This window comes from Bacillus sp. R45 (assembly GCF_021729365.1).
Taxonomy (GTDB): Bacteria; Bacillota; Bacilli; order Bacillales; family Bacillaceae; genus Bacillus; species Bacillus velezensis.
The window spans coordinates 3,441,855-3,462,244 of sequence record NZ_CP091421.1 but is presented as its reverse complement, the minus strand read 5'-3'; the positions used below and the strand labels follow the sequence as shown (position 1 = coordinate 3,462,244).

At 47.4% G+C, this 20,390-nt stretch carries 20 protein-coding genes; 7 read left to right on the top strand and 13 right to left on the bottom strand.

Features of this window, described 5'->3' with window-relative positions; all coding sequences use genetic code 11:
* Positions 1-59: 59 nt before the first annotated feature.
* Positions 60-584 (top strand): NAD(P)H-dependent oxidoreductase, encoded by a 525-nt coding sequence (locus L3V45_RS17105; protein WP_003151320.1) that lies wholly within the window; start codon positions 60-62, stop codon positions 582-584.
* Between the two features lie 124 nt (positions 585-708).
* On the opposite strand, the gene L3V45_RS17100 is transcribed toward L3V45_RS17105, so the two are convergent.
* The 10 genes from L3V45_RS17100 to L3V45_RS17055 form a co-directional block, all read right to left on the bottom strand.
* A complete protein-coding gene (locus tag L3V45_RS17100) occupies positions 709-1,242 on the bottom strand; it encodes an SH3 domain-containing protein (RefSeq protein WP_024085887.1) in 534 nt (177 codons plus the stop codon).
* A 60-nt stretch (positions 1,243-1,302) separates the two neighbouring features.
* Positions 1,303-2,220: a ribose ABC transporter substrate-binding protein RbsB gene (gene rbsB / locus L3V45_RS17095; RefSeq protein WP_024085886.1), complete on the bottom strand. Its 918-nt coding sequence runs from the start codon at positions 2,218-2,220 to the stop codon at positions 1,303-1,305.
* A 13-nt stretch (positions 2,221-2,233) separates the two neighbouring features.
* Positions 2,234-3,205, bottom strand: coding sequence for a ribose ABC transporter permease RbsC (rbsC, locus tag L3V45_RS17090; protein ID WP_139886761.1), 972 nt, complete (start codon positions 3,203-3,205; stop codon positions 2,234-2,236).
* Complete coding sequence (locus tag L3V45_RS17085; protein WP_043867485.1) at positions 3,195-4,688, bottom strand: sugar ABC transporter ATP-binding protein; 1,494 nt, start codon at positions 4,686-4,688, stop codon at positions 3,195-3,197. Before L3V45_RS17085 ends, rbsC begins: the two co-directional genes overlap by 11 nt.
* Positions 4,689-4,704: 16 nt before the next feature.
* Complete coding sequence (gene rbsD / locus L3V45_RS17080) at positions 4,705-5,100, bottom strand: D-ribose pyranase (protein ID WP_060387203.1); 396 nt, start codon at positions 5,098-5,100, stop codon at positions 4,705-4,707.
* A complete protein-coding gene (rbsK, locus tag L3V45_RS17075) occupies positions 5,097-5,978 on the bottom strand; it encodes a ribokinase (protein WP_043867483.1) in 882 nt (293 codons plus the stop codon). The genes rbsD and rbsK overlap by 4 nt, the downstream gene beginning before the upstream one ends.
* Entirely contained in the window at positions 5,971-6,960 is a 990-nt protein-coding gene (locus L3V45_RS17070) for a LacI family DNA-binding transcriptional regulator (RefSeq protein ID WP_043867482.1), read from the bottom strand. The genes rbsK and L3V45_RS17070 overlap by 8 nt, the downstream gene beginning before the upstream one ends.
* Positions 6,961-7,053: 93 nt before the next feature.
* Complete coding sequence (locus L3V45_RS17065) at positions 7,054-8,187, bottom strand: Ger(x)C family spore germination protein (protein WP_014305952.1); 1,134 nt, start codon at positions 8,185-8,187, stop codon at positions 7,054-7,056.
* Entirely contained in the window at positions 8,177-9,268 is a 1,092-nt protein-coding gene (locus L3V45_RS17060) for a GerAB/ArcD/ProY family transporter (protein WP_003151333.1), read from the bottom strand. Before L3V45_RS17060 ends, L3V45_RS17065 begins: the two co-directional genes overlap by 11 nt.
* Entirely contained in the window at positions 9,258-10,727 is a 1,470-nt protein-coding gene (locus tag L3V45_RS17055; protein WP_003151334.1) for a spore germination protein, read from the bottom strand. The genes L3V45_RS17060 and L3V45_RS17055 overlap by 11 nt, the downstream gene beginning before the upstream one ends.
* A gap of 730 nt (positions 10,728-11,457) precedes the next feature.
* Between L3V45_RS17055 and pgsB the strand changes: the two genes are divergently transcribed.
* The 5 genes from pgsB (at position 11,458) to L3V45_RS17030 (ending at position 15,825) form a co-directional block, all read left to right on the top strand.
* A complete protein-coding gene (gene pgsB, locus L3V45_RS17050; protein WP_003151337.1) occupies positions 11,458-12,639 on the top strand; it encodes a poly-gamma-glutamate synthase PgsB in 1,182 nt (393 codons plus the stop codon).
* Between the two features lie 14 nt (positions 12,640-12,653).
* A complete protein-coding gene (pgsC, locus tag L3V45_RS17045) occupies positions 12,654-13,103 on the top strand; it encodes a poly-gamma-glutamate biosynthesis protein PgsC (protein WP_003151340.1) in 450 nt (149 codons plus the stop codon).
* A gap of 18 nt (positions 13,104-13,121) precedes the next feature.
* Positions 13,122-14,270, top strand: coding sequence for a CapA family protein (locus tag L3V45_RS17040; protein ID WP_003151341.1), 1,149 nt, complete (start codon positions 13,122-13,124; stop codon positions 14,268-14,270).
* A 7-nt stretch (positions 14,271-14,277) separates the two neighbouring features.
* On the top strand, positions 14,278-14,439 hold the full coding sequence (locus L3V45_RS17035) for an extrachromosomal elements maintenance protein EdmS (protein WP_003151344.1): 162 nt from the start codon (positions 14,278-14,280) through the stop codon (positions 14,437-14,439).
* 150 nt (positions 14,440-14,589) lie between these two features.
* Positions 14,590-15,825 (top strand): C40 family peptidase, encoded by a 1,236-nt coding sequence (locus L3V45_RS17030; RefSeq protein ID WP_014305949.1) that lies wholly within the window; start codon positions 14,590-14,592, stop codon positions 15,823-15,825.
* A 38-nt stretch (positions 15,826-15,863) separates the two neighbouring features.
* Here L3V45_RS17030 and L3V45_RS17025 read toward each other — a convergent pair whose 3' ends face one another.
* The 3 genes from L3V45_RS17025 to L3V45_RS17015 form a co-directional block, all read right to left on the bottom strand.
* Positions 15,864-16,589: a sunset domain-containing protein gene (locus tag L3V45_RS17025; RefSeq protein ID WP_169539197.1), complete on the bottom strand. Its 726-nt coding sequence runs from the start codon at positions 16,587-16,589 to the stop codon at positions 15,864-15,866.
* Positions 16,590-16,695: 106 nt separating this feature from the next.
* Positions 16,696-17,553: a Cof-type HAD-IIB family hydrolase gene (locus L3V45_RS17020; protein WP_014305947.1), complete on the bottom strand. Its 858-nt coding sequence runs from the start codon at positions 17,551-17,553 to the stop codon at positions 16,696-16,698.
* A gap of 154 nt (positions 17,554-17,707) precedes the next feature.
* Positions 17,708-18,694 (bottom strand): LCP family protein, encoded by a 987-nt coding sequence (locus L3V45_RS17015; protein ID WP_003151348.1) that lies wholly within the window; start codon positions 18,692-18,694, stop codon positions 17,708-17,710.
* Between the two features lie 304 nt (positions 18,695-18,998).
* On the opposite strand from L3V45_RS17015, the gene L3V45_RS17010 reads away from it, so the two are divergent.
* Positions 18,999-20,375 carry a sugar porter family MFS transporter gene (locus tag L3V45_RS17010; protein ID WP_014305946.1) on the top strand — a complete coding sequence of 459 codons (1,377 nt, stop codon included), beginning with the start codon at positions 18,999-19,001 and terminating at the stop codon, positions 20,373-20,375.
* Positions 20,376-20,390 lie beyond the last annotated feature (15 nt).

The following is a 20,390-nucleotide window of genomic DNA, read 5'->3' as shown; positions in this document are numbered from 1 at the left end:
TTTGGCTGAACCGGCAAAGATTAGGTAAAATACAGTCAAAAGGGAAAGGTGTGGTAGCTGTGAAAGTATTGGTATTAGCGGTTCATCCTGACATGGACAACTCAGCGGTCAATAAGGCGTGGACAGAAGAATTAAAAAATCATGATGACATCACGGTCCGTGAGCTTTATAAAGAATATCCGGACGGGAAAATAGATGGGGAAAAGGAACGGCAGCTGTGTGAACAGTATGACCGGATCGTATTTCAATTCCCGCTGTACTGGTACAGTGCGCCTCCGCTTTTAAAAACATGGATGGATCATGTGCTGGCGTATGGCTGGGCTTACGGTTCCAAAGGAAAGGCGCTGCACGGCAAAGAATTGCTGCTGGCTGTTTCTGTAGGTGCCGGAGAGGATGCATATCAGGCAGGCGGGTCCAACCATTTTTCACTGAGCGAGCTCTTAAGGCCGTTTCAGGCAATGGCTAATTTTACGGGAATGACCTATTTGCCGGCTTTCGCGATGTACGGGGTTAGCAGCGCCGATGCTGCGGCTATCCGTGACAACGCCAAACGCCTGGCGGATTACATAAAGAAGCCATTTTAGAGTCGTATGCATTCATCTTCATCCGACAATATTTCGTGAGAAATATTTCGAACCTTAGACGTTTCTGACTGCTCAAGAAAGAAAAAACGGATTTCGCGCTGAATTTGCGAAATCCGTTTTGATATTATGTCAGTTTTTGCAGATCTTTTGTGCTGATATATCCCGTTGCGCCCCCGTAATCGACAAGCGCCCAGCCGAAATCAATGCCGCCGCCGGCTGTCTTTTTCCATCCGAGGAAAGAAACGCTCGTGTTTTTGGCAAGGGAAGCTTTGACCGCTTGTTTGTCTGTATATACTTTTGTTTTTGCCGTCGTTTTTACGGTTGTTGCTTCTTTAACAATATAATGAGTAGATACAAATCCTGTTTTTCCGTTTTTATAATGTACTTTTGCCCAGTCAGCGTTCTGGAATGAAACGATCTTTAAGCTGTCGCCTAAATGAAGGGTATCAGCTCTCGGACTGGCTGCTGATGCTTTTGTTCTCACGTTCAATGCTTCCGCGGAAACAAGATAAGAGTCAAGCGGGTAGCTGTACAGATCGTCAATTTTGACCGCTTCTTGCGCGTGTGTCTCGGGAAGAGGCGTTATTCCGGCAGCTGAAGCCGCTGATATTCCCGCTGCAAGGGTCAGGATGGATGCCGCTTTGGCTGTTTTCTTCATCTGTATCTCTCCTTTTACTTCATCCTTTCACGTTTTACCGGAAGTCTAAACATCAGCCGGTTATTTTTGCGTTTGAAGTTTCAATGGAGCGGAAATGGTTTTTTTGACTTTTTCTCCTTTGAGCACCTGCTCCGCCGCTTCGGCCGCCAGTTTTCCGATCAGCTCCGGCTGCTGGGCGACCGTGGCTGTCAGCTTCCCGCTTTTAATGGAAGAAATCGCATCTTTATTTCCGTCGAAACCGACGACCAAAATGTGTTTGCCCGAGCTGTTAATCGCTTCGAGCGCCCCGAGTGCCATTTCATCATTATGGGCGAACACGGCTTTGATATCCGGATGTCCCTGCAGCAGGTTTTCCATGACGGTCAATCCTTTTGTACGGTCAAAATCTGCCGCTTGCTTCGTTACGACATCCAGCTTTTTGTCGGCAATATGATGAAAGCCCGTTCCGCGTTCCCGTGTCGCGGATGCGCCCGGCACCCCTTGCAATTCAGCCACTTTGGCGCCTTTTCCGAGCTGATCGGCGAGGTAGTCAGCCGCCATTTCTCCTCCTTTGACATTGTCAGAGGCGACAAGCGTTTCGACTTTGCCGTGTTCGGCTGAACGATCCAGCGCAATGACGGGAATGCCGAGGGAATTTGCCGATTCGACGGCTGTTGAAATCGCTGATGAATCGGTCGGATTGATCAGCAGCGCATCGACTCCCTGCTGGATCAAATCTTCTACGTCATTTGACTGTTTAGATGAATCATTTTGGGCATCGACAATAATGACCTTCATGCCCCGTTTTTTGGCTTCCTTTACAACGCCTTCTTTTAATGAAACGAAGAACGGATTGTTTAATGTGGAGACGGAGAGCCCGATAGTGAATTCTTTTTTATGTTTTGTGTTTGACGGTTTTGCCCATTGCGGCGGTTCAAGTGAACAGGCGGACAGCAAAAACAGTGATAATGCCGCGATCGTGATGATGGCTTTCTTCATAATGGTCCTCCTACTATGCCGATTTTTTGCGGTCCAGCAGCACCGCGATTAAAATGACGATTCCTTTGACGACGAGCTGATAAAACGATGATACGCCGAGAAGGTTCAAGCCGTTGTTCAGCGTACCGATAATCAAAACCCCGATCAGCGTACCGATGATGCGCCCTCGACCGCCGGACAGGCTCGTTCCGCCGAGAACGACCGCTGCGATGGCGTCCAGCTCGTATGATTCTCCGGCCGTCGGCTGTGCGGAATTTAAGCGTGATGTCAGAATCACTCCCGCCAGCGCCGATAATAAACCTGTCAGAGAATAGATCATGATCTTGATGCGGGGCACTTTGATTCCCGATATCAGCGCCGCTTTCTCATTGCCGCCGATGGCGTATGTCCGGCGGCCGAACGGTGTTTTGTGCAGAAGAACCCACAGGGCCGCAAATGCAATCAGCATCGTAATGGCAGGTACGGGGATGCCGAGAAAATAACCGCGCCCGAATAATTGAAATGCGTAATTTGAACCGAGCCCCGTAATCGGATTTCCGTCCGTATAGACGAGGGTCAGTCCGCGAAAGACGGTCATTGTCGCCAAAGTGGCGATGAACGGCGCCATTTTTCCTTTTGTGATTAATAATCCGTTTATCATGCCGAGTACGGCGCCGATCACGCAGCCGATGATGACGGCTAAGATCGGGTCGATGCCTGAGACCATCATACCTGCGACCAATGCGCTCGATAAGGCGAGGATGGCTCCGACAGAGAGATCAATGCCTCCCGTTAAAATGACAAACGTCATTCCGAAGGCAATCAGAGCGTTAATCGCAACCTGCCGAAGAAGATTGAGAATATTGAGAGGTTCAAGAAAACTCGGGTTTAAAACGGAAACGATCAGCACAAGAATCAGTAAGCCGAGAAACGGACCGAGTTTTTGCGTGAAGGTATGAATGGAAAATCGCTTTTGTTCAGTTGATGTTATTGGTTCAGTTTTCATACTGCTGCCCTCCCGTGGCAAGTGTCATGATGTGTTCTTGTGTTGCGTCTGCCGCATTGATTTCTCCGCTGATGCGCCCTTCGTGGACGACGATGATTCTGTCACTCATGCCGAGAATTTCCGGCAGCTCGGAAGACACCATGATGATGGCGACTCCGCGATCGGTCAGTTCATTCATTAATGAATAGATTTCCCTTTTCGCGCCTACGTCGACGCCTCTTGTCGGTTCATCAAGGATGAGGACTTTCGGGCCGATTCCGATCCATTTGGCGATGACGACTTTTTGCTGATTTCCTCCTGATAAATGCCGGGCGGCGGTTTCCGGAGATGCAGTCTTAATGGTCAGACGCTTGATGAGCAGCTCAACGAACTCCGCCTCGCGTTTTCGGTCAATGATGCCTTTCGGAGAGAAGCTGGTCAGGTTCGGCAATGAGATATTTTCACGAATGGACGTATCCAGCAGCAGCCCTTCATCTTTGCGGTTCTCCGTAATCAGGCCGAGTCCCTTGCGGATGGCATCGTACGGACCCCGAATGCCGGTTTTTCGGCCGGAAATCCAGACCTCTCCGGAATCGAGCCGGTCAATTCCGAACAGCGCCCTCATGATTTCTGTCCGTCCGGCACCCATTAAGCCGGAAACGCCGAGGATTTCTCCGGCGCTCACATGGAAACTGATCTGTGAAAAGCTTCCTTTTTTTGAGACATTTTTCACTTCGAGCACCTTATCGCCGAGTGACGGCGTGCGGGTCGGATACCGATTGGTCAGCTCCCGCCCGACCATTTTTTTGACCACTTCATCAAAATGAGTATCTTTCATATGCGCCGTATCGACAGTGAGGCCGTCCCGCATAATGGTGATCCGGTCGCAAATTGAAAATATCTCTTCCATTCGGTGCGAAATATAGACAATGGATACGCCGTCCCGCTTTAACGCCGTCATCACGTCAAACAGTTTGCTGATTTCCCGTTCGGTCAGCGCCGCGGTCGGTTCGTCCATAATAATGACTTCAGCGTTTGTCATCAGCGCTTTGGCAATCTCAATCATTTGCTGCTGGCCGACGGAACATTGTCCGGCTTCCCGGTCAAGAGGAAGAGAGACTCCCAGTTTTTCAAGCTGTGATTTTGCTAGCGCTTTCATTTTCTTCGTTTCCAAAACGCCGAACGCCGTCGTCAGCTCTTTGCCGATAAAAAGATTTTCAAGCACCGTCATGTCCGGCCATATATTCAGTTCCTGATGGATAAAGGCGATTCCGTGCTTTTCGGCTTCCTTTGGATTGGAGAAATTCATATTTGTTCCGTTTATCGTAATGTTTCCCTTGTCGAGCCGGTAGAGCCCGGTGAGCAGATTCATTAACGTCGATTTGCCCGCTCCGTTTTCTCCCATTAAAGCGTGGATTTCTCCCGGCAGAAGCTCAAATGAGACGCCGGAGAGCACTTGGTTTTTGCCGAATGCTTTATGAATGTCTGTCATGCCGATGTGCATGCTGGATCCCTTCTTTCTAGAAAATCACACCCGCCTGCAGGATGCAGTTGGCGTATGGTGTCATTTCACCCGTCCGGATGACGGCTTTTGCTTGCTGTGTGAGCCGTTTGAATTCCGAGTGGGACATGTACTCGATCGTCTGCGCTGAGAAATGGCTTTCTATGAAACTTGCATTCTCGGGATTTTCGTCTTTGATCTCGGAGGCGGCCATCACCTTTTCGACGGCCATCTCCCCGGCTACCAGGCTGGTCACGTCCCGAAAGGCGGGAATGCCCGCCGTTAAGGACAAATCAATTTTAGGGACGCCGTCAGGGACGGGGAGACCCGCATCGGCGATCGCGATGAGGTCTGTATGCCCGAGATCGGCTAATACTTTGGCAATGTGGCTGTTTAACATTCCGTGTTTTTTCATGACAGCAGCTCCTCAACTTCTTTTCTGACCGGCATCCCGCCTTGGGCGCCGAAGTGCTGCACGGACAGGGAGGCGGCGCGGTTGGCGAACAGGAGCGCTTGCTCGATGTCCCGTCCTTCCGCGAGCGCGACGGCAAGTGCCGCATTAAAGGTATCGCCGGCACCCGTCGTGTCGACCGCTTCTGCAGGGAAGCCGGGAACAAGCCGTTCCGCGGTGCCGTCTGAGTAGCGTACGCCTTGTTTTCCTTCGGTAATGAACAGTTTGCCGGGATAGCCGGCGAGCGCTTCTTCTTTCGTCCGGTCAGGAAATAAAATGGATGCTTCATGTTCGTTCGGCGTAAGATATGCGGCATTCTCAATCGTCGATTGTTTCAGCGGGCGGGCCGGCGCGGGATTCAGGATAACCGGAATTTGGTGCGCGCGGCAGTAGCTGCACACTTCTTCAACGGTTTCTTCAGGAATCTCCTGCTGGATCAGCACGATATCAATGCCGGGAAGTTTTGCCAGCGCACTTTTGGCATAATCGGGTGAGATGTCATCGTTTGCGCCTTTTACGACGACGATGCTGTTGTCTCCTTCTGCGAGCACAATATGAGCCGTTCCGCTTTTTTTATGTGTAACCGTTTCCATATAGTCCGTATTGACACCGTTTGCCTTCAGGTTTTCAATAATCGCTTTTCCGTAGCTGTCACTGCCAGCTTTTCCTACCATATATACGTTCGCGCCAAGGCGGGAAGCGGCTACGGCCTGGTTTGCGCCTTTTCCCCCGGGCACGGTTTGAAAGTCTGTGCCCAGTACGGTTTCTCCGGCTTTCGGACGCCGTTCGGATGTGACGACCAGATCCATAGAACAGCTTCCGATAACACAAATTTCACTCATGGTGATCATCCTTTCTCGTCGTTTGTCTTTTTATATAAGTCACGGGCATTTGAATGGCCGTCTCTTTCGGCGGCTCTTTCTTTATCAATTGCAGCAGCAGGTTTGCCGCTTGTTTTCCCATCTCATATGCAGGCTGGCGGATGGTTGAAAGCGGCGGAAACAAAAGCCTGCTCTGCGGAATATCGTCGTATCCGATGATCTGAATCTCCTCCGGAACTTTTTTACCGAGCCGCAGCGCCTCATGGAGGACGGCAGCCGCCGCAATATCGTTGCTGGCAATGACTCCGTCGGTTTCGGGGTATGCTGTAAACAATTTTTCTGCTAAAACGGCGGCATCCTTGATAGAAAATGAAGCGGCGGAGATGACATTGAACTGCGCGCCCGCTTTATACAGCACATCAAGTGCGCCGTTAAAACGTTCCTGAGCGGTCGGAAGGTGGCCTGGGCCTTTGACAAGCGTGATGCTTGTGCTTTTGCCGCGAAGCATTTCCTCAGCCGCCCGTTTTCCGCCTGCCCGCCCGTCACTGAATACGGATGGGGCGCCTTCTTTTGTCCGGTCCAGAAATACGACCGGGTAAAGGCTGCCGCTGTATTCGGGAAGGTCGGGGTAATGGGTGGCCGCCAAAATACCGGCAACTTGATTTTGTTTAAATGTTTGCAGGTAGTCTAGTTCTTTTTCCAATTCTTCATCGCTGTTGCCGATGATCAGCCGGTATCCTTCCCGCTGCAGCTCGTCTTCAGCGCCGCGGGCAAGCTGCGGGAAAAAGGGGTTCGTAATATCCGGAAGCAAAAGCCCGACCAGTCTGGATTCTCTTTTATAAAGAGAGCGGGCAACTTCATTCGGATAATAATTCAGCTTCTCCATGGCAAGCATGACCTTCGTTCGTGTATCTTCATGGACGTAGCCGTTGTCATTGAGGACACGCGAGACCGTGGCAACAGAGACGCCGGCAGCGCCTGCGACATCTTTAATCGTTGCCAACAAACACTCCCCCTTCATTTATGTAACCGTTTACACGGAAAGAGTACCACGAATCATTTCGGTTGGCAACAAAAAAAGAGACCGGGGTCTCTTTTAGTTCACGATGCCGATTTGCGAGATATTCACTTTGATATCAGGGATTATCTCGATAGAAGGATAGACCTCACGCCAATTGAGCCGCTTGCCCCGCTCATAATAATGGGTTTGATATTTCCGGCCGATGCCGAGGATATCCGAGTTGTGCTCCTGAATATGGCTGATCACCGATCTGGCCTGGCTGTTCAAATTTGCTGATGCTTGTTTGTTCATTTGGTCGATTGCCGTATAAGAATTCAGTTTGTCCTTCGGATATTCCAAGACGCGTGCGTTCAGCTTTAAACGGATTTTCACTTTTATATGCTGCGGATCTGTATCTATAAATACAATCTTTCGCGTGGCATCCGTGATGCCGAGAGAAAGATAATTTTCAATATCCATTTTGTATTTGTCCCACAGCTTCAGATTAATATTAGCCGATTTATTAAATTGCCCGCTTAAAAGGGTCAGGAGGGTCGAATCCTGACCGAGCACCTCAGTCACTTTCCGCTGGCCGCTGAACAGGGCAGAACCCTCTACCTTTATCGTCTGTCCGTTAATCGATAAATAAGGAAGGGCGAAATCCTTATCAGCCGTCAGCATGCTTGAACGGATGGATTGCAAATTTTCCATGCTGATATTTGATTCCGCATTAGCGCTTGTTAATAAATTCGTTAAATACTTGCTGACGATCAATTTCTGCCGGACGATCAGCTTCAGCACTTCAATCGCCTCGCCGTCTTTTACAACCGCCGGATGAGCGAGAAGCGGACTTTTCGGATCTCTGTAAAAGACATCGAGATAAGGAAAAAGCGGTTTTTCCGCCATTTTCTCACCGATTAATAAGACTCTTTGCTTGGACGTGTCAATGCGCTGGTCGACAAGCTTATCCAATTGAAACCGCGCTTCACGGATGGTGTGTCCGGAAGCGCTGAGCACCGTCGTAATGAATGAGCCGCCCGTTTCCTGTTCCGCCTGGGAGGACTGAACCTTCCGATAGGTAATGCCGATTTTATTTTTACCGTCATGATCAACATCAAGGCTTGCGGTCAGCACGAGAGAAATATCTTTCAACAAATTTTGATCCCAGCAGCCGGCAAGTGTCAGGCTTGCGCACATGAGACTGATAAGAACCGCTTTTTTAATGCGCATGGCGGACACCCTTTTTGCGTACAAGGACAATCAATACCATAAACAACGGAAACAAATACACAAACACAATATCGGAAATGCGGAAAAACTGATCCAGCTGCTGTATCGTTTTATCTGTGCTTGTGGCCCAAATAGACAGAAGGAAGACGAGCAGGGCCAGCGGATAAACAAACCGGCTGTGATCTTTTTGATTGAACAGCTTGGCGATGCCGGTGCTTGCCAAGTAAAACACGTTGGCCAGCGTTGAAAAGACGGTCACGAACCAAAACGTCAAAAAGAGCAGATCCGTCCGTTCGATAATTCTGAATGAAACGGTTTTTAACAGGTACAGCACAGGCTCCGGGATCATTTTTATTTCTTCGGGGCTGATGGTGACAAAGCAAGTAAGAGTGATATACAGGTAATAAAGGATAATCAAGCCGTTTGAAATCGTCAGTATTTTGTAGCGCTGGCTGACGGTGCAGTTGATAAGGGGCCCGATCACAAGCGCCGCCTGAAAGCCGGTAATGCTGACAAGGGTTTGCTGCACCCCGGTAAGCATGTCTTTTGCGGTTCCGTGAAAAATCGGCATAATGTATGTGATATCGGCTTTTCCCAGTGTGTATAAAAGCGGCAGAGAGATCAGCAGCAAAAACGGCGTTAAAATAAAGCTGAACCTTGCGATCGCATTCAGCGGGGCTTGGGCGATATAGACAGAACCGAGGATCAGCATTAAGCTGATCACCCAATTCGGAGTCTGAGGGAGCACCCAGATATCCAATAAACGTGTAAATACAGAAAGAATGAGCGTGCAGAGAAACGCGAAATATAAAATATACAGCACCTGCACCCCTTTGCCGGCAAGTGTTCCGAACACCTCCTCCAGCATTTCATACAGGTTCAGCTTCGGAAACCGGTGAAATAATATCATATACAGGCTGAAGGTAAGCTGGACGAGCAATCCGGTAAGCAGAATGGAAATCCATCCGCTGCTTCCCGATTTCATCATCAGTAAATGGGGCAGCGCCAAAATGCCGATGCTGATCTGCGTCTGATTAATGAAAAACACGCCTTGAAGCCGGCTGATTTTTTTAGGCTTCATCTTTTCTCCACCCCCGAACATGTTTTATCTGCTTTGAATCTTGCGGTCTCAAATAAAAAGGCCTTCTTTTAATAAACCAGGCCGGCAGCCGGATAAATGCATCCTTTAAGTCACTGAAATGAAACGGCGTCAGAGATGATAAATACGGAACGCCGAGGGATTCAAGCTTGCACAGGTTCATCAGAATAAGTCCGAAGCCGAATGCGATGCCGATAAAACCGAACGAGGATGCCAGAAACATAAGCGGAAATCTGAGCGTTCGAATGGACGTGCTCATTTCATATGAAGGAAGCACAAAAGAAGAAACGGCCGTAACGGCCACGACGATAATCATCATATTAGAAATGAGTCCCGCCTGAACGACTGCGTCACCGATCACGAGACCGCCGACAATGCCGATCGTCTGACTGATCGGTTTCGGCAGCCTGATACCGGCTTCGCGGATCAGCTCAATCGTAATCTCCATAATCATGGCCTCTATCAGCGGAGGGAAGGGAATATCAACAATCGAATTTTTCATGGTGATAATCAAATCGTTGGGAATGACTTCAAAATGAAACGCAATCAGCGCGATATAAAAAGCGGGCAGTGTAATCGCGATCATAAAGGCGAAAAATCTCAGCACTCTCAAAAAACTGGCGGAAATCCACCTCGTGCTGTAGTCATCCGGCGATTGAAAAAAGGAAAAGAACGTGATCGGCGCAATCAAGGCCGACGGGCTGCCATCCATCATGATCAGCACACAGCCTTCCATCACGCATGCTTTTGCTTTATCCGGCCGTTCCGTATGAACGATCTGCGGAAAAATGGAAAACGAATTATCTTCTATCGACTCCTCGATAATTCCGGGCGCAAGCACGCTGTCTATACGCAGGTATGACAGGCGCCGCTTCACTTCCTCCACAATCTCCGGATTGGCGATATTCTCAACAAAGATAACCGCAACCTTTGATTTGGCTCTTTCCCCGATATCCATATAATGAACGGAGAGATGGCGGTCCTGTATGTGAAACCGCAGCTGATGAATGTTCGTTTCCAAACTTTCCACAAACCCGTCATGGGCGCCGCGGACGATACTTTCAGATTCGGGTTCCATAATGGAACGCAGCGGATTCTGCCCGACGGAAAACAGCTTCGCTTTCCTTGATGCATCGCTGAGAAAAACAACCTGGCCTGCCAAAATCCCGTCAATGAGTTTTCTGGTTTCATCCGTTTCCGCACTGCTGACGGCATTCATCGTTTCCTCAAGCGGACCGTTCTGCAGGGTGTCGCTTAACAGAAACTCATTCAGCTTCTGTTCTTCTATCATTTGTTCAATATAAAAGAAAGCGGTATGACGGTCCTGCAGTTTGATCCTTCGTATTTTAAAATCACCGCAAACACACATCAGCTCCTGCATTTCCCGTACAGCCGATTCAAAATCGCCGGAAATCCGTTTGTTTTGTTTATCCGCAGACATCAGACCGCCTCCTTTCCCGGTTATTTGTAGTTTTCAGCGGGTATTCCTTTTTTATGCATTTTATAAAATAGAGGAGTTTCTCGACGTTTTACCAAGAACTTCACAATTATGGATGAATATTTCTTGAACGAATATAAAGATTTATTAAAATTATTTCAAAAGAGTGATAAATGTCCTGTAAATGCTTTAAAAGGAGATAGGCTTTCCGCATATAAAATGTGTATTTCTTGTAAACACTCCGGACCCGTCTTTTTCTGTCACGTACCAGTCATTCCGCTAGTTATTTTGGAATGGGACTGAAAGCAGGATACGGGGGAAAAATGAATGACTTTAAGACCTTATCCTTAACAAAACAGGCAGTCTGCACACAGCGGACATAGAGTCCCGAAACGTATGCGCAGTGCGGAAAACGCTGATATAACAGGCTGTAAAAGATGGATTATCATTACATCTTTTTCTTCCGGAACGCGTATAGTCCCATTGGTCCAAATGAATTTCTGTGTGGAAATGTAAACGCATACATTTTTCTTTTGAAAAATTGAAGTAAGGTTTAAGTCCTGCCTATTCCCAAAAAAAGCAATTCGATAATAGGAAGAATAGCGTCACTAATAGAGAAGTTTGGCTCAGTGAAAGCGGGAAGATTATGTTACATAATGCCGATTGAGAATTCATAGTGAAGCTATATACTGATGAATGAATTTATCAATACAGAAGGAGATGTCAAAAATCAATGTGGTTACTCATTATAGCCTGTGCTGCCGTACTAATCATCGGAATCATTGAAAAAAGGCGGCATCAGAAGAATATCGATGCTCTGCCAGTACGCGTCAATATTAATGGTATCCGCGGAAAGTCAACCGTAACGAGGCTGACGACCGGAATACTGATGGAGGCGGGCTACAAAACAGTCGGAAAAACGACGGGAACAGATGCAAGGATGATCTATTGGGATACACCTGAGGAGAAACCGATCAAACGGAAACCGCAGGGCCCGAATATCGGCGAGCAAAAAGAAGTAATGAAGGAAACCGTAGAACGGGGCGCCAATGCCATTGTCAGTGAATGTATGGCGGTAAACCCGGATTATCAGATTATCTTTCAGGAAGAACTCCTTCAAGCCAACATCGGCGTCATCGTGAATGTGCTTGAAGACCATATGGATGTCATGGGGCCGACGCTTGATGAGATTGCTGAAGCTTTTACCGCGACGATACCGTATAACGGTCACCTTGTCATTACAGACAGTGAATACACAGACTTCTTTAAAGAAAAAGCCGCAGAGCGGAATACCGAGGTCATTATTGCGGATAACTCTAAAATTACAGATGAATACCTTCGAAAATTTGAATATATGGTCTTTCCTGATAACGCTTCCCTGGCGCTCGGCGTTGCCCAGGCTCTTGGGATAGATGAAGAAACGGCGTTTAAAGGAATGCTGAATGCGCCGCCTGATCCTGGCGCCATGAGAATCCTGCCGCTGCTCAGCACGAAGGAGCCCGGTCATTTCGTAAACGGCTTTGCCGCAAATGATGCATCTTCTACTTTAAATATATGGAAACGTGTAAAGGAAATCGGCTACCCGACAGATGAACCGATCGTCATCATGAACTGCCGCGCCGACCGTGTGGACAGAACGATTCAGTTCGCAAACGACGTGCTTCCGTACATTAAAACGAAGGAACTCATACTCATCGGCGAGACGACAGAACCGATCGTCAGAGCTTATGAAGAAGGCAAGATTCCTGCCGATACACTGCACGATCTGGAATATAAATCAACAGACGAAATCATGGACGTGCTGAAAACAAGAATGCAAAACCGTGTCATATATGGCGTCGGCAATATCCACGGTTCAGCGGAACCATTAATTGAAAAAATCCAAGAGTATAAGGTGAAACAGCTCGTTAGCTAGGAGGAAAAGGATAAATGTTCGGATCAGATTTATACATTTCACTTATTTTAGGCGTGTTAATCAGTTTAATTTTCGCGGAAAAAACAGGTATCGTACCTGCCGGTTTAGTTGTGCCGGGTTATTTAGGGCTCGTATTTAACCAGCCGGTCTTTATTTTACTCGTACTGCTGGTGAGTCTTCTTACATACGTGATCGTCAAATACGGTTTATCCAGATTTATGATATTGTACGGACGCAGAAAATTCGCAGCTATGCTGATAACGGGAATCTGCTTAAAAATCGCCCTTGATTTTCTTTACCCGATCGTACCGTTTGAGATATCAGAATTCCGCGGAATCGGTATCATCGTACCGGGTCTGATCGCCAATACCATTCAGAAACAGGGATTAACGATTACATTCGCCAGCACGCTGTTCTTAAGCGGCGCAACTTTTGCCATTATGTTTGCTTACTACTTAATCTAATGTAAGGTGTGTCAAACGATGAAAAAACAATTAAGCTTTCAAGAAAAACTGCTGAAGCTGACCAAACAGCAGAAAAAGAAGACCAATCTTCACGTTTTTATCGCGCTGCCGATCGTCTTTTGCCTGATGTTCGTCTGCATCCTGACAGGGAAGGCGGAAACGCCGAGTGTGAAAAGAAATGCCGATGACCTTGTATCAGCCTCATTTGTCGGAGATATTATGATGGGCCGGAATGTCGAGAAAGTGACAAAGCATAAAGGCACGGAGAGTGTCTTCCGTTATGCAAAGCCATTCTTCGAATCATCCGACTATGTGTCAGGGAACTTTGAAAACCCGGTTACATATAAAAAGAACTACAAAGAAGCAGAAAAAAATATCCACCTTCAGTCAAACAAAGATGCCGTAAAAGTATTGAAGGACATGAATTTCACAGTTCTCACGGCAGCCAACAACCATGCGATGGATTACGGCCCTCAAGGAATGCGGGATACGGTTGAAGAGTTTTCAAAGCAAAATCTTGAACTTGTCGGAGCAGGCCTCACGCTGAAGGAAGCCGAGCAGAACATTTCTTATCAAGATGTAAACGGAATCAAAATCGCAACACTGGGTTTCACTGATGTTTCCGGAAAAGGTTTTGCAGCTAAACGAAATGCGCCGGGTGTGCTTCCGGCCGATCCAGAGCTGTTTATTCCGATGATTTCTAAAGCCAAAAAGAAAGCCGATCTTGTCATTGTTCAAACACACTGGGGACAGGAATACGATAATGATCCGAATGACAGACAGCGCCAATTGGCAAGAGCAATGTCCGATGCCGGAGCGGATATTATCGTGGGACACCATCCGCACGTGCTGGAACCGATCGAAATGTACCACGGCACCGTTATTTTCTACAGCCTGGGCAACTTCGTATTCGACCAGGGGTGGACAAGAACGAGAGACACGGCGCTTGTTCAATATCATCTCCAGAAAAACGGCACGGGACGCTTTGAAGTCACGCCGATGAACATTCATGAAGCAACGCCTGCACCGGTTAAAAAAGGCAGCATCAATCATAAAACGATCGTACGTGAACTGACGAAAGAATCGAATTTCAAGTGGAGCGTCAAGGATGGAAAATTAACGTTTGATGTGGATCACAGCGATATCTTAAAAAAGAAAGCGGAGTGAAAAACAAATGAAAATCATTAAAGCAGGATGGCCGTTTGCCGCGATCATTATGGTGTTTATGTTTATGTCTGCGTTTAAATACAATGATCAGCTCACAGATCAGGAAAAACAAAAAATTGACACGGAAATGCAAAAAATTCAGCAAGAGGACACAGCGGGCGCAAAATAAGCGCATGATTCCGCTTGCCGGCATATTGTTTGTTCCGAATCCAGTAAAGAATGCCCATATCGGGCATTCTTTTTTTGTGTGCTCTCCTAAACATTTGTTAAAAGTTACCGATGTAAAAACTACTAAAAATGAGGAGAGTGAATAGAAAACATGCTCACAAGCTGGAGGAAGTACATCCTTGCCGGCCTTATGATTTGTCTTGTGGCACCTGCAGTAACGAGAACGGAAATTGCCGAAGCGGATTCTCAAGTTTCTGTCCTGATCGTTTCAGACGCGCAAAAACTTGTCGGAAATAAATATGTTTACGGAGGCGAAGAGCCTGAGGACGGTTTTGACCCGTCCGGATTGATGCATTATCTTTTCAGCAGGCAGAACATCCATCTGCCGAGAACGGTCAGTGATCAATGGAAAGTCGGAGCCGCCGTCAAAGAAAATGACCTTTTACCGGGAGATCTTGTGTTTTTCAAAAAGTCAGATTCAACACAAAACGCGGCCGTCCATGACGGTCTGTATATCGGAAACGGAGAGATGATACACAGTTCTCCGTCAGAAGGCGTAACCGTCACACGCTTTCAAAAAAGCAGTTATTGGATGAATTTATATCTTGGCGCAAAGCGGATGACAAAAGATCCGGAACTGGCTGATGATCCGATCGTTCAGGAGGCAGCCCGTTACCTCGACATTCCGTATGTATTCGGCGGAAGCACGCCTGAGGCGGGATTCGACTGTTCGGGGCTGGTCCAATATGTTTTTGAAAACAAGCTTCACATTTACCTGCCGAGATCTGCGGAACAGCAGTGGCTGGTCGGTGAGAAAATCAAACTGAGCGACATAAAGCCCGGGGACGTGATTTATTTCAGCGATACGTATAAAAAAGGAATTTCCCATGCGGGCATTTATGCGGGAGAGGGAAGGTTCATCCAAGCAAGCCGCTCCGAAAAAGTCACCATTTCTTACTTGGCGGAAGATTATTGGAAAAAACATTTCACAGGGGTGCGCCGATTCAGCAATTTAGCCATTTCTAAAGACAATCCCGTTGTGTCCACAGCGGCCGATCATATCGGAATTTCTTATCTGAAAGGCGGCGCTTCACCGGAAACCGGCTTTGATACGGCGGGATTTGTTCAATACATCTATCAAAAAGCGAAAGGAATCAGCCTGCCGCGTTATGCCGACAAGCAGATGCAGGCGGGCGTTCCGGTCGATAAACAAGATCTGAAGCCCGGCGATCTGGTCTTCTTTAAAGCGGAAAGCCTGAATCCGGCCATTTATATCGGGAACGGACAAGTGATTCATGTCACCGTGTCCGCAGGTGTTACCATAACAAATATGAACACAAGCGCTTATTGGAAGGACAAATATGCGGGCGGCATCCGGCTTCCGTAAAAAAAGACGTCAGAGAGTGTCTCTGACGTCTTTTTCTTTTACCGTTTCGGCGCTCTGTATCCGGCCGCTATCGCATCCTCTACAGAACAGAACATTTCCGCGGGATCTGTCGTCCGGTCGTAGTACGTACTTCCCGGCGTGTGATAAATGCCGTTCCGGCTGCCTTTAATGTCGCATCCCTGTGAGGTGCCGGCTGCTTTCGTTTCGGCATGTCCTCCGGAGGAAGGGGCGTTGTTTTGCGCCGTTTCCGCGTTTTCGGATGTTTTTGTTTCTGCTTTCTGCCGCTTTAAAGTTTTATTTTCTGACTGAAGCGTTTCAGCGGTCTTTTCGAGCTTCTTTTGTGAATTTTTTAATTTCTCATTGTCTTGTTTGAGTGATTTGTTTGTTTTTTTCAGCTCGCTTATCTCTTGGCTGAGTTTGCTGAGTTTTTCTTCATTGCCGACTTCAGCTTCGGATTTCTCCTTTTCGGCTGCGGCACTGATGCTTTCATATTTTTTCTCAAGCGCCTGGTGTTCCTTCGTCAATTTTTGATAAGCCGTATCAAGGGTGCTGTATTTCTCCTCTGCCTTCACGGCCGAGGCGTCCGGCTCTGCGAGGGATGCACCGGTCAGAAGCAGGATAAATCCGCCGATGAGAAGAGGCCAAAACAGCTTTTTTGAAAAATGTTTTTCTTTTTTTGCCGCTTTGCATATGAGATGAAAAATTCCGTATCCGACTGCGCAGAGAAAAGCTAAAAATCCTATAATAGCGATTGCATTCGACATCATGAAACTCCTTTTTTCTTTATCTTACAATTTATTTTCAATTTTGGAAATTCCTTTTTTAGAAAACATGAAAAAGCCAGGCCGTGAAAGACCTGACTTTTACCTTTTATTGCTCATTGTCGAGAAGCCGGTTGATGAAATATGCGACGCCGTTTTCATCGTTGCTTTTTGTAATATAGGTGCTTTTTTCTTTCAGTTCATCAATCGCATTGCCCATAGCGATGCGGTTTCCCGCCGCTTCAAACATGGAGAAATCATTCGGGCTGTCGCCGATGGCGTAAATATCCTGTTTTTCAATTCCGTACAGTGAGGCAAGCTCCGTCAGAGCACGTCCCTTTCCGGAACCGGCAGGGAGGATTTCGATAATGTGTTTTCCGGAAGATGTCTGGGATAATTTCCGATGATGTGTAATTTCTTCTTTGGCGTTTCTCAGTTTTTCCATATCAAAAGAGAAACAAAGAAGCTTGTAAACATGTTCGTCTCCGTTAAAAATCGCCTGTATATCCTGTACGGGTTTAATGCCGAATTGTTTGAACTGCGTCTTTGCGCCCTCCCATAATGTCTGAATATCTTCCTTAGGATTGGCGCTTTTCAGAATGTCCAGTTCTGCCTGCAGTTTGGACTCGCCGTCAAACGGGGACAGCAGATGATCATCTGTATAGACCTCAAAGTAAATGTCTTTGTCCGTTAAATAAGCGGCGATATCCTTCCCGGCCTGCTGATCCATTAAGAGCCGGCTGACGAGGCGGTATCCTTTGTCATGGACTGTCCCGCCGTTTGCCGCAATGATCGGAATATCCAAATCCTTCAAGAGCGCTTTTACATCAAACGTGGCTCTGCCCGTGCAGATGGCCACGAGAATGCCCGCTTCATCCGCTCTTTGTAAAGCCGCTCTGTTTTCCGGAGAAATCACACTGTCCGAATTCAGTAATGTGCCGTCTAAGTCAATGGCTATCAATTTCATATGTATGGATGCCCTCCTTAAAAATAAAGCTGCTTCATGTAGTATGTTCAGCTTTGTGCGAAATCAGCAGAAAGCCGTCAGTTAAAAGGCTATACCTTCATGTCCTTTTTTTCAACAGAAAAACGGCGGGATTTGCTAATCCCGCCGTGACATCTTACGCGTCTAAATCATTTTTTAATTTCGTTTTTACTTCTTGAAGGTTTTCCTCATTCAGCTTGAAGTAATAAATATTTTTGCCGTACTGAGGAGTGTAAATGTAGCTGTCTGAACCTGTCAGCTGCAAAGAATTCACCGATTTCAGCGATGTGATAAACGGGAACAGACCGATGGCGTCATTAAGAGATAAGTTCATTTTTAAGTTTTTCCCTAAGCTGTCGACGATATCGTCATAAGATGGGATCGAGCTTAACGATTTAGATTTTTTAATAATGGCGCTCAGCACTTCCATCTGTCTTTGTCCGCGCATCAGATCGGTGTCCGCTTTGCGTGTTCTTACATAAGCCAGTGCCTGCTCACCGTCAAGCGTCTGGACGCCCGGCTTCAGCACGACTTTTCCTTTTGTATCGACTTTAATACGATCGGCAATTTTCTGGCTTTTCACATTTACCGTAACGCCGTTCAACTCATTGACGACATCGCGGAACGCGTCGAAGTTGCTTTCAACCACATAATCTACCGGAATATCAAACATGTTTTCTACTGTTTTATAAGTTAAATTATAACCGCCGTAAGCATGTGCGTGCGCGAATTTGTCATAGCCGTGTCCCGGGATGTTGACATAGGAATCCCGCGGAATGCTGAGCATCGTCGCTGTTTTCTTTTTCCGGTTGAAGGTGACGAGCACGTTGGCGTCACTTCTTGCGTCATCTACTGATTCACCCTTATTGTCACGGGCGTCTATTCCTAAAAGCAATACGGTGAAAGAATCCTTCTTCGGGTCAAATTCTTTGATCCGTTTTACGGACTGGTCGCCGCGGTCAAGGCTGACGTGCGCTTCTTTGGTCGCATTATTCAATTTCACAAATGCGTAGGTGCCGACGGAACCGGCGATCACCAATAAGAAAGCGGCGAATACCAGTACAAATTTCACCCATTTTCTGAGGCGTCTTTTCTTTTTTCTGCGTTGAGATCGTTCTTCCATATCATTACCTCTCGTTTCTATTCTTTGTGAAGCGTACCATAATTGTTGACTCGGAGCAACTCTGCAAATGAGAAAATTCTAAATCTTTCTCTCTATTTCGACAACATCTACTGTTATTTTTGCATCAGGTTCACATTATATTGGACGGCAGGAAGCGGGAAATGTTTCGTCGCTTTGTGAAAAATAATCAGTAAAATAATGGATATTAACGGTGCGGAAGGTTTGAAACGATCGGAAACAGGCAAAAGAAGCAGTAGAACAATTCCGCGCGGATACAGCGTTGGATGAAGGGAGTCTATATAACATGAAAAGCATACACTCGAATAAATGGCTCTATTTTTTCGGCGCTCTCGGGGGCGCGTTATACGGATATGATACCGGAGTCATTTCCGGAGCTATTTTATTTATGAAAAAAGAACTGGGACTGAACGCCTTTACAGAAGGCCTCGTCGTCAGTTCGTTATTGGCGGGGGCGATTCTCGGATCGGGATTCGCCGGCAAACTGACCGACCGGTTCGGCAGGCGGAAGGCCATCATGGGAGCGGCGCTGCTGTTTTGTATAGGCGGATTAGGAGTCGCTTTTGCCCCGAATACAGAGGTGATGGTTCTTTTCCGGATTATTCTCGGACTGGCTGTCGGAACATCGACAACGATCGTCCCGCTCTATTTATCGGAGCTGGCTCCGAAGCATAAACGGGGGGCGCTTTCTTCGCTGAATCAGCTGATGATTACGGTCGGAATCCTCGTTTCTTATATCGTGAACTATATATTTGCCGATGCAGGCGCTTGGCGCTGGATGCTTGGACTTGCGGTTGTGCCGTCAGTCATTCTGCTGATCGGAATCTTATTTATGCCGGAAAGCCCGCGCTGGCTGTTTACGATCGGCAAAGAAGAGAAAGCAAGAGAAATCCTTTCATCATTGCGGGGAACGAAGAATATTGATGATGAGATTGATCAGATGAAAGAAGCGGAAAAGGAAAACGAAGGCGGCTTGAAAGAATTGTTTGAGCCGTGGGTGAGACCCGCGCTGATTGCCGGCCTCGGACTTGCCTTTTTGCAGCAATTCATCGGGACAAATACAATTATTTATTACGCACCGAAAACATTTACCAGTGTCGGGTTCGGCAATTCCGCGTCTATATTGGGAACGGTCGGAATCGGCGCCGTCAATGTTATCATGACGCTTGCGGCTATTAAAGTCATTGATAAGATCGGCCGGAAGCCGCTGCTGCTGGCCGGAAATGCGGGCATGGTCATCAGTCTGCTCGTATTGGCAGCGGTCAATCTTTTCTTTGAACATTCAGCAGCCGCATCATGGACAACGGTGATTTGTTTAGGCCTGTTTATCATTGTGTTTGCGGTCAGCTGGGGGCCTGCCGTGTGGGTCATGCTTCCTGAATTATTCCCGCTGCATGTCCGGGGTATCGGGACGGGTGTCTCCACTTTGATGCTGCATGCCGGAACATTGATTGTCTCATTAACCTATCCGATGCTAATGGAAGCAGTCGGCATCAGCTATTTATTTCTCATTTATGCCGCTATCGGAATAATGGCATTCCTGTTCGTCCGGTTTAAAGTGACCGAGACGAAGGGGAAAAGCCTTGAAGAAATTGAGCAGGATCTGAAAAGCCGTAACGGAGGCTCGGGATCAGAATCAAATCGGCGGACAGTTCATCCGTAATATTCAGTTTTAGGG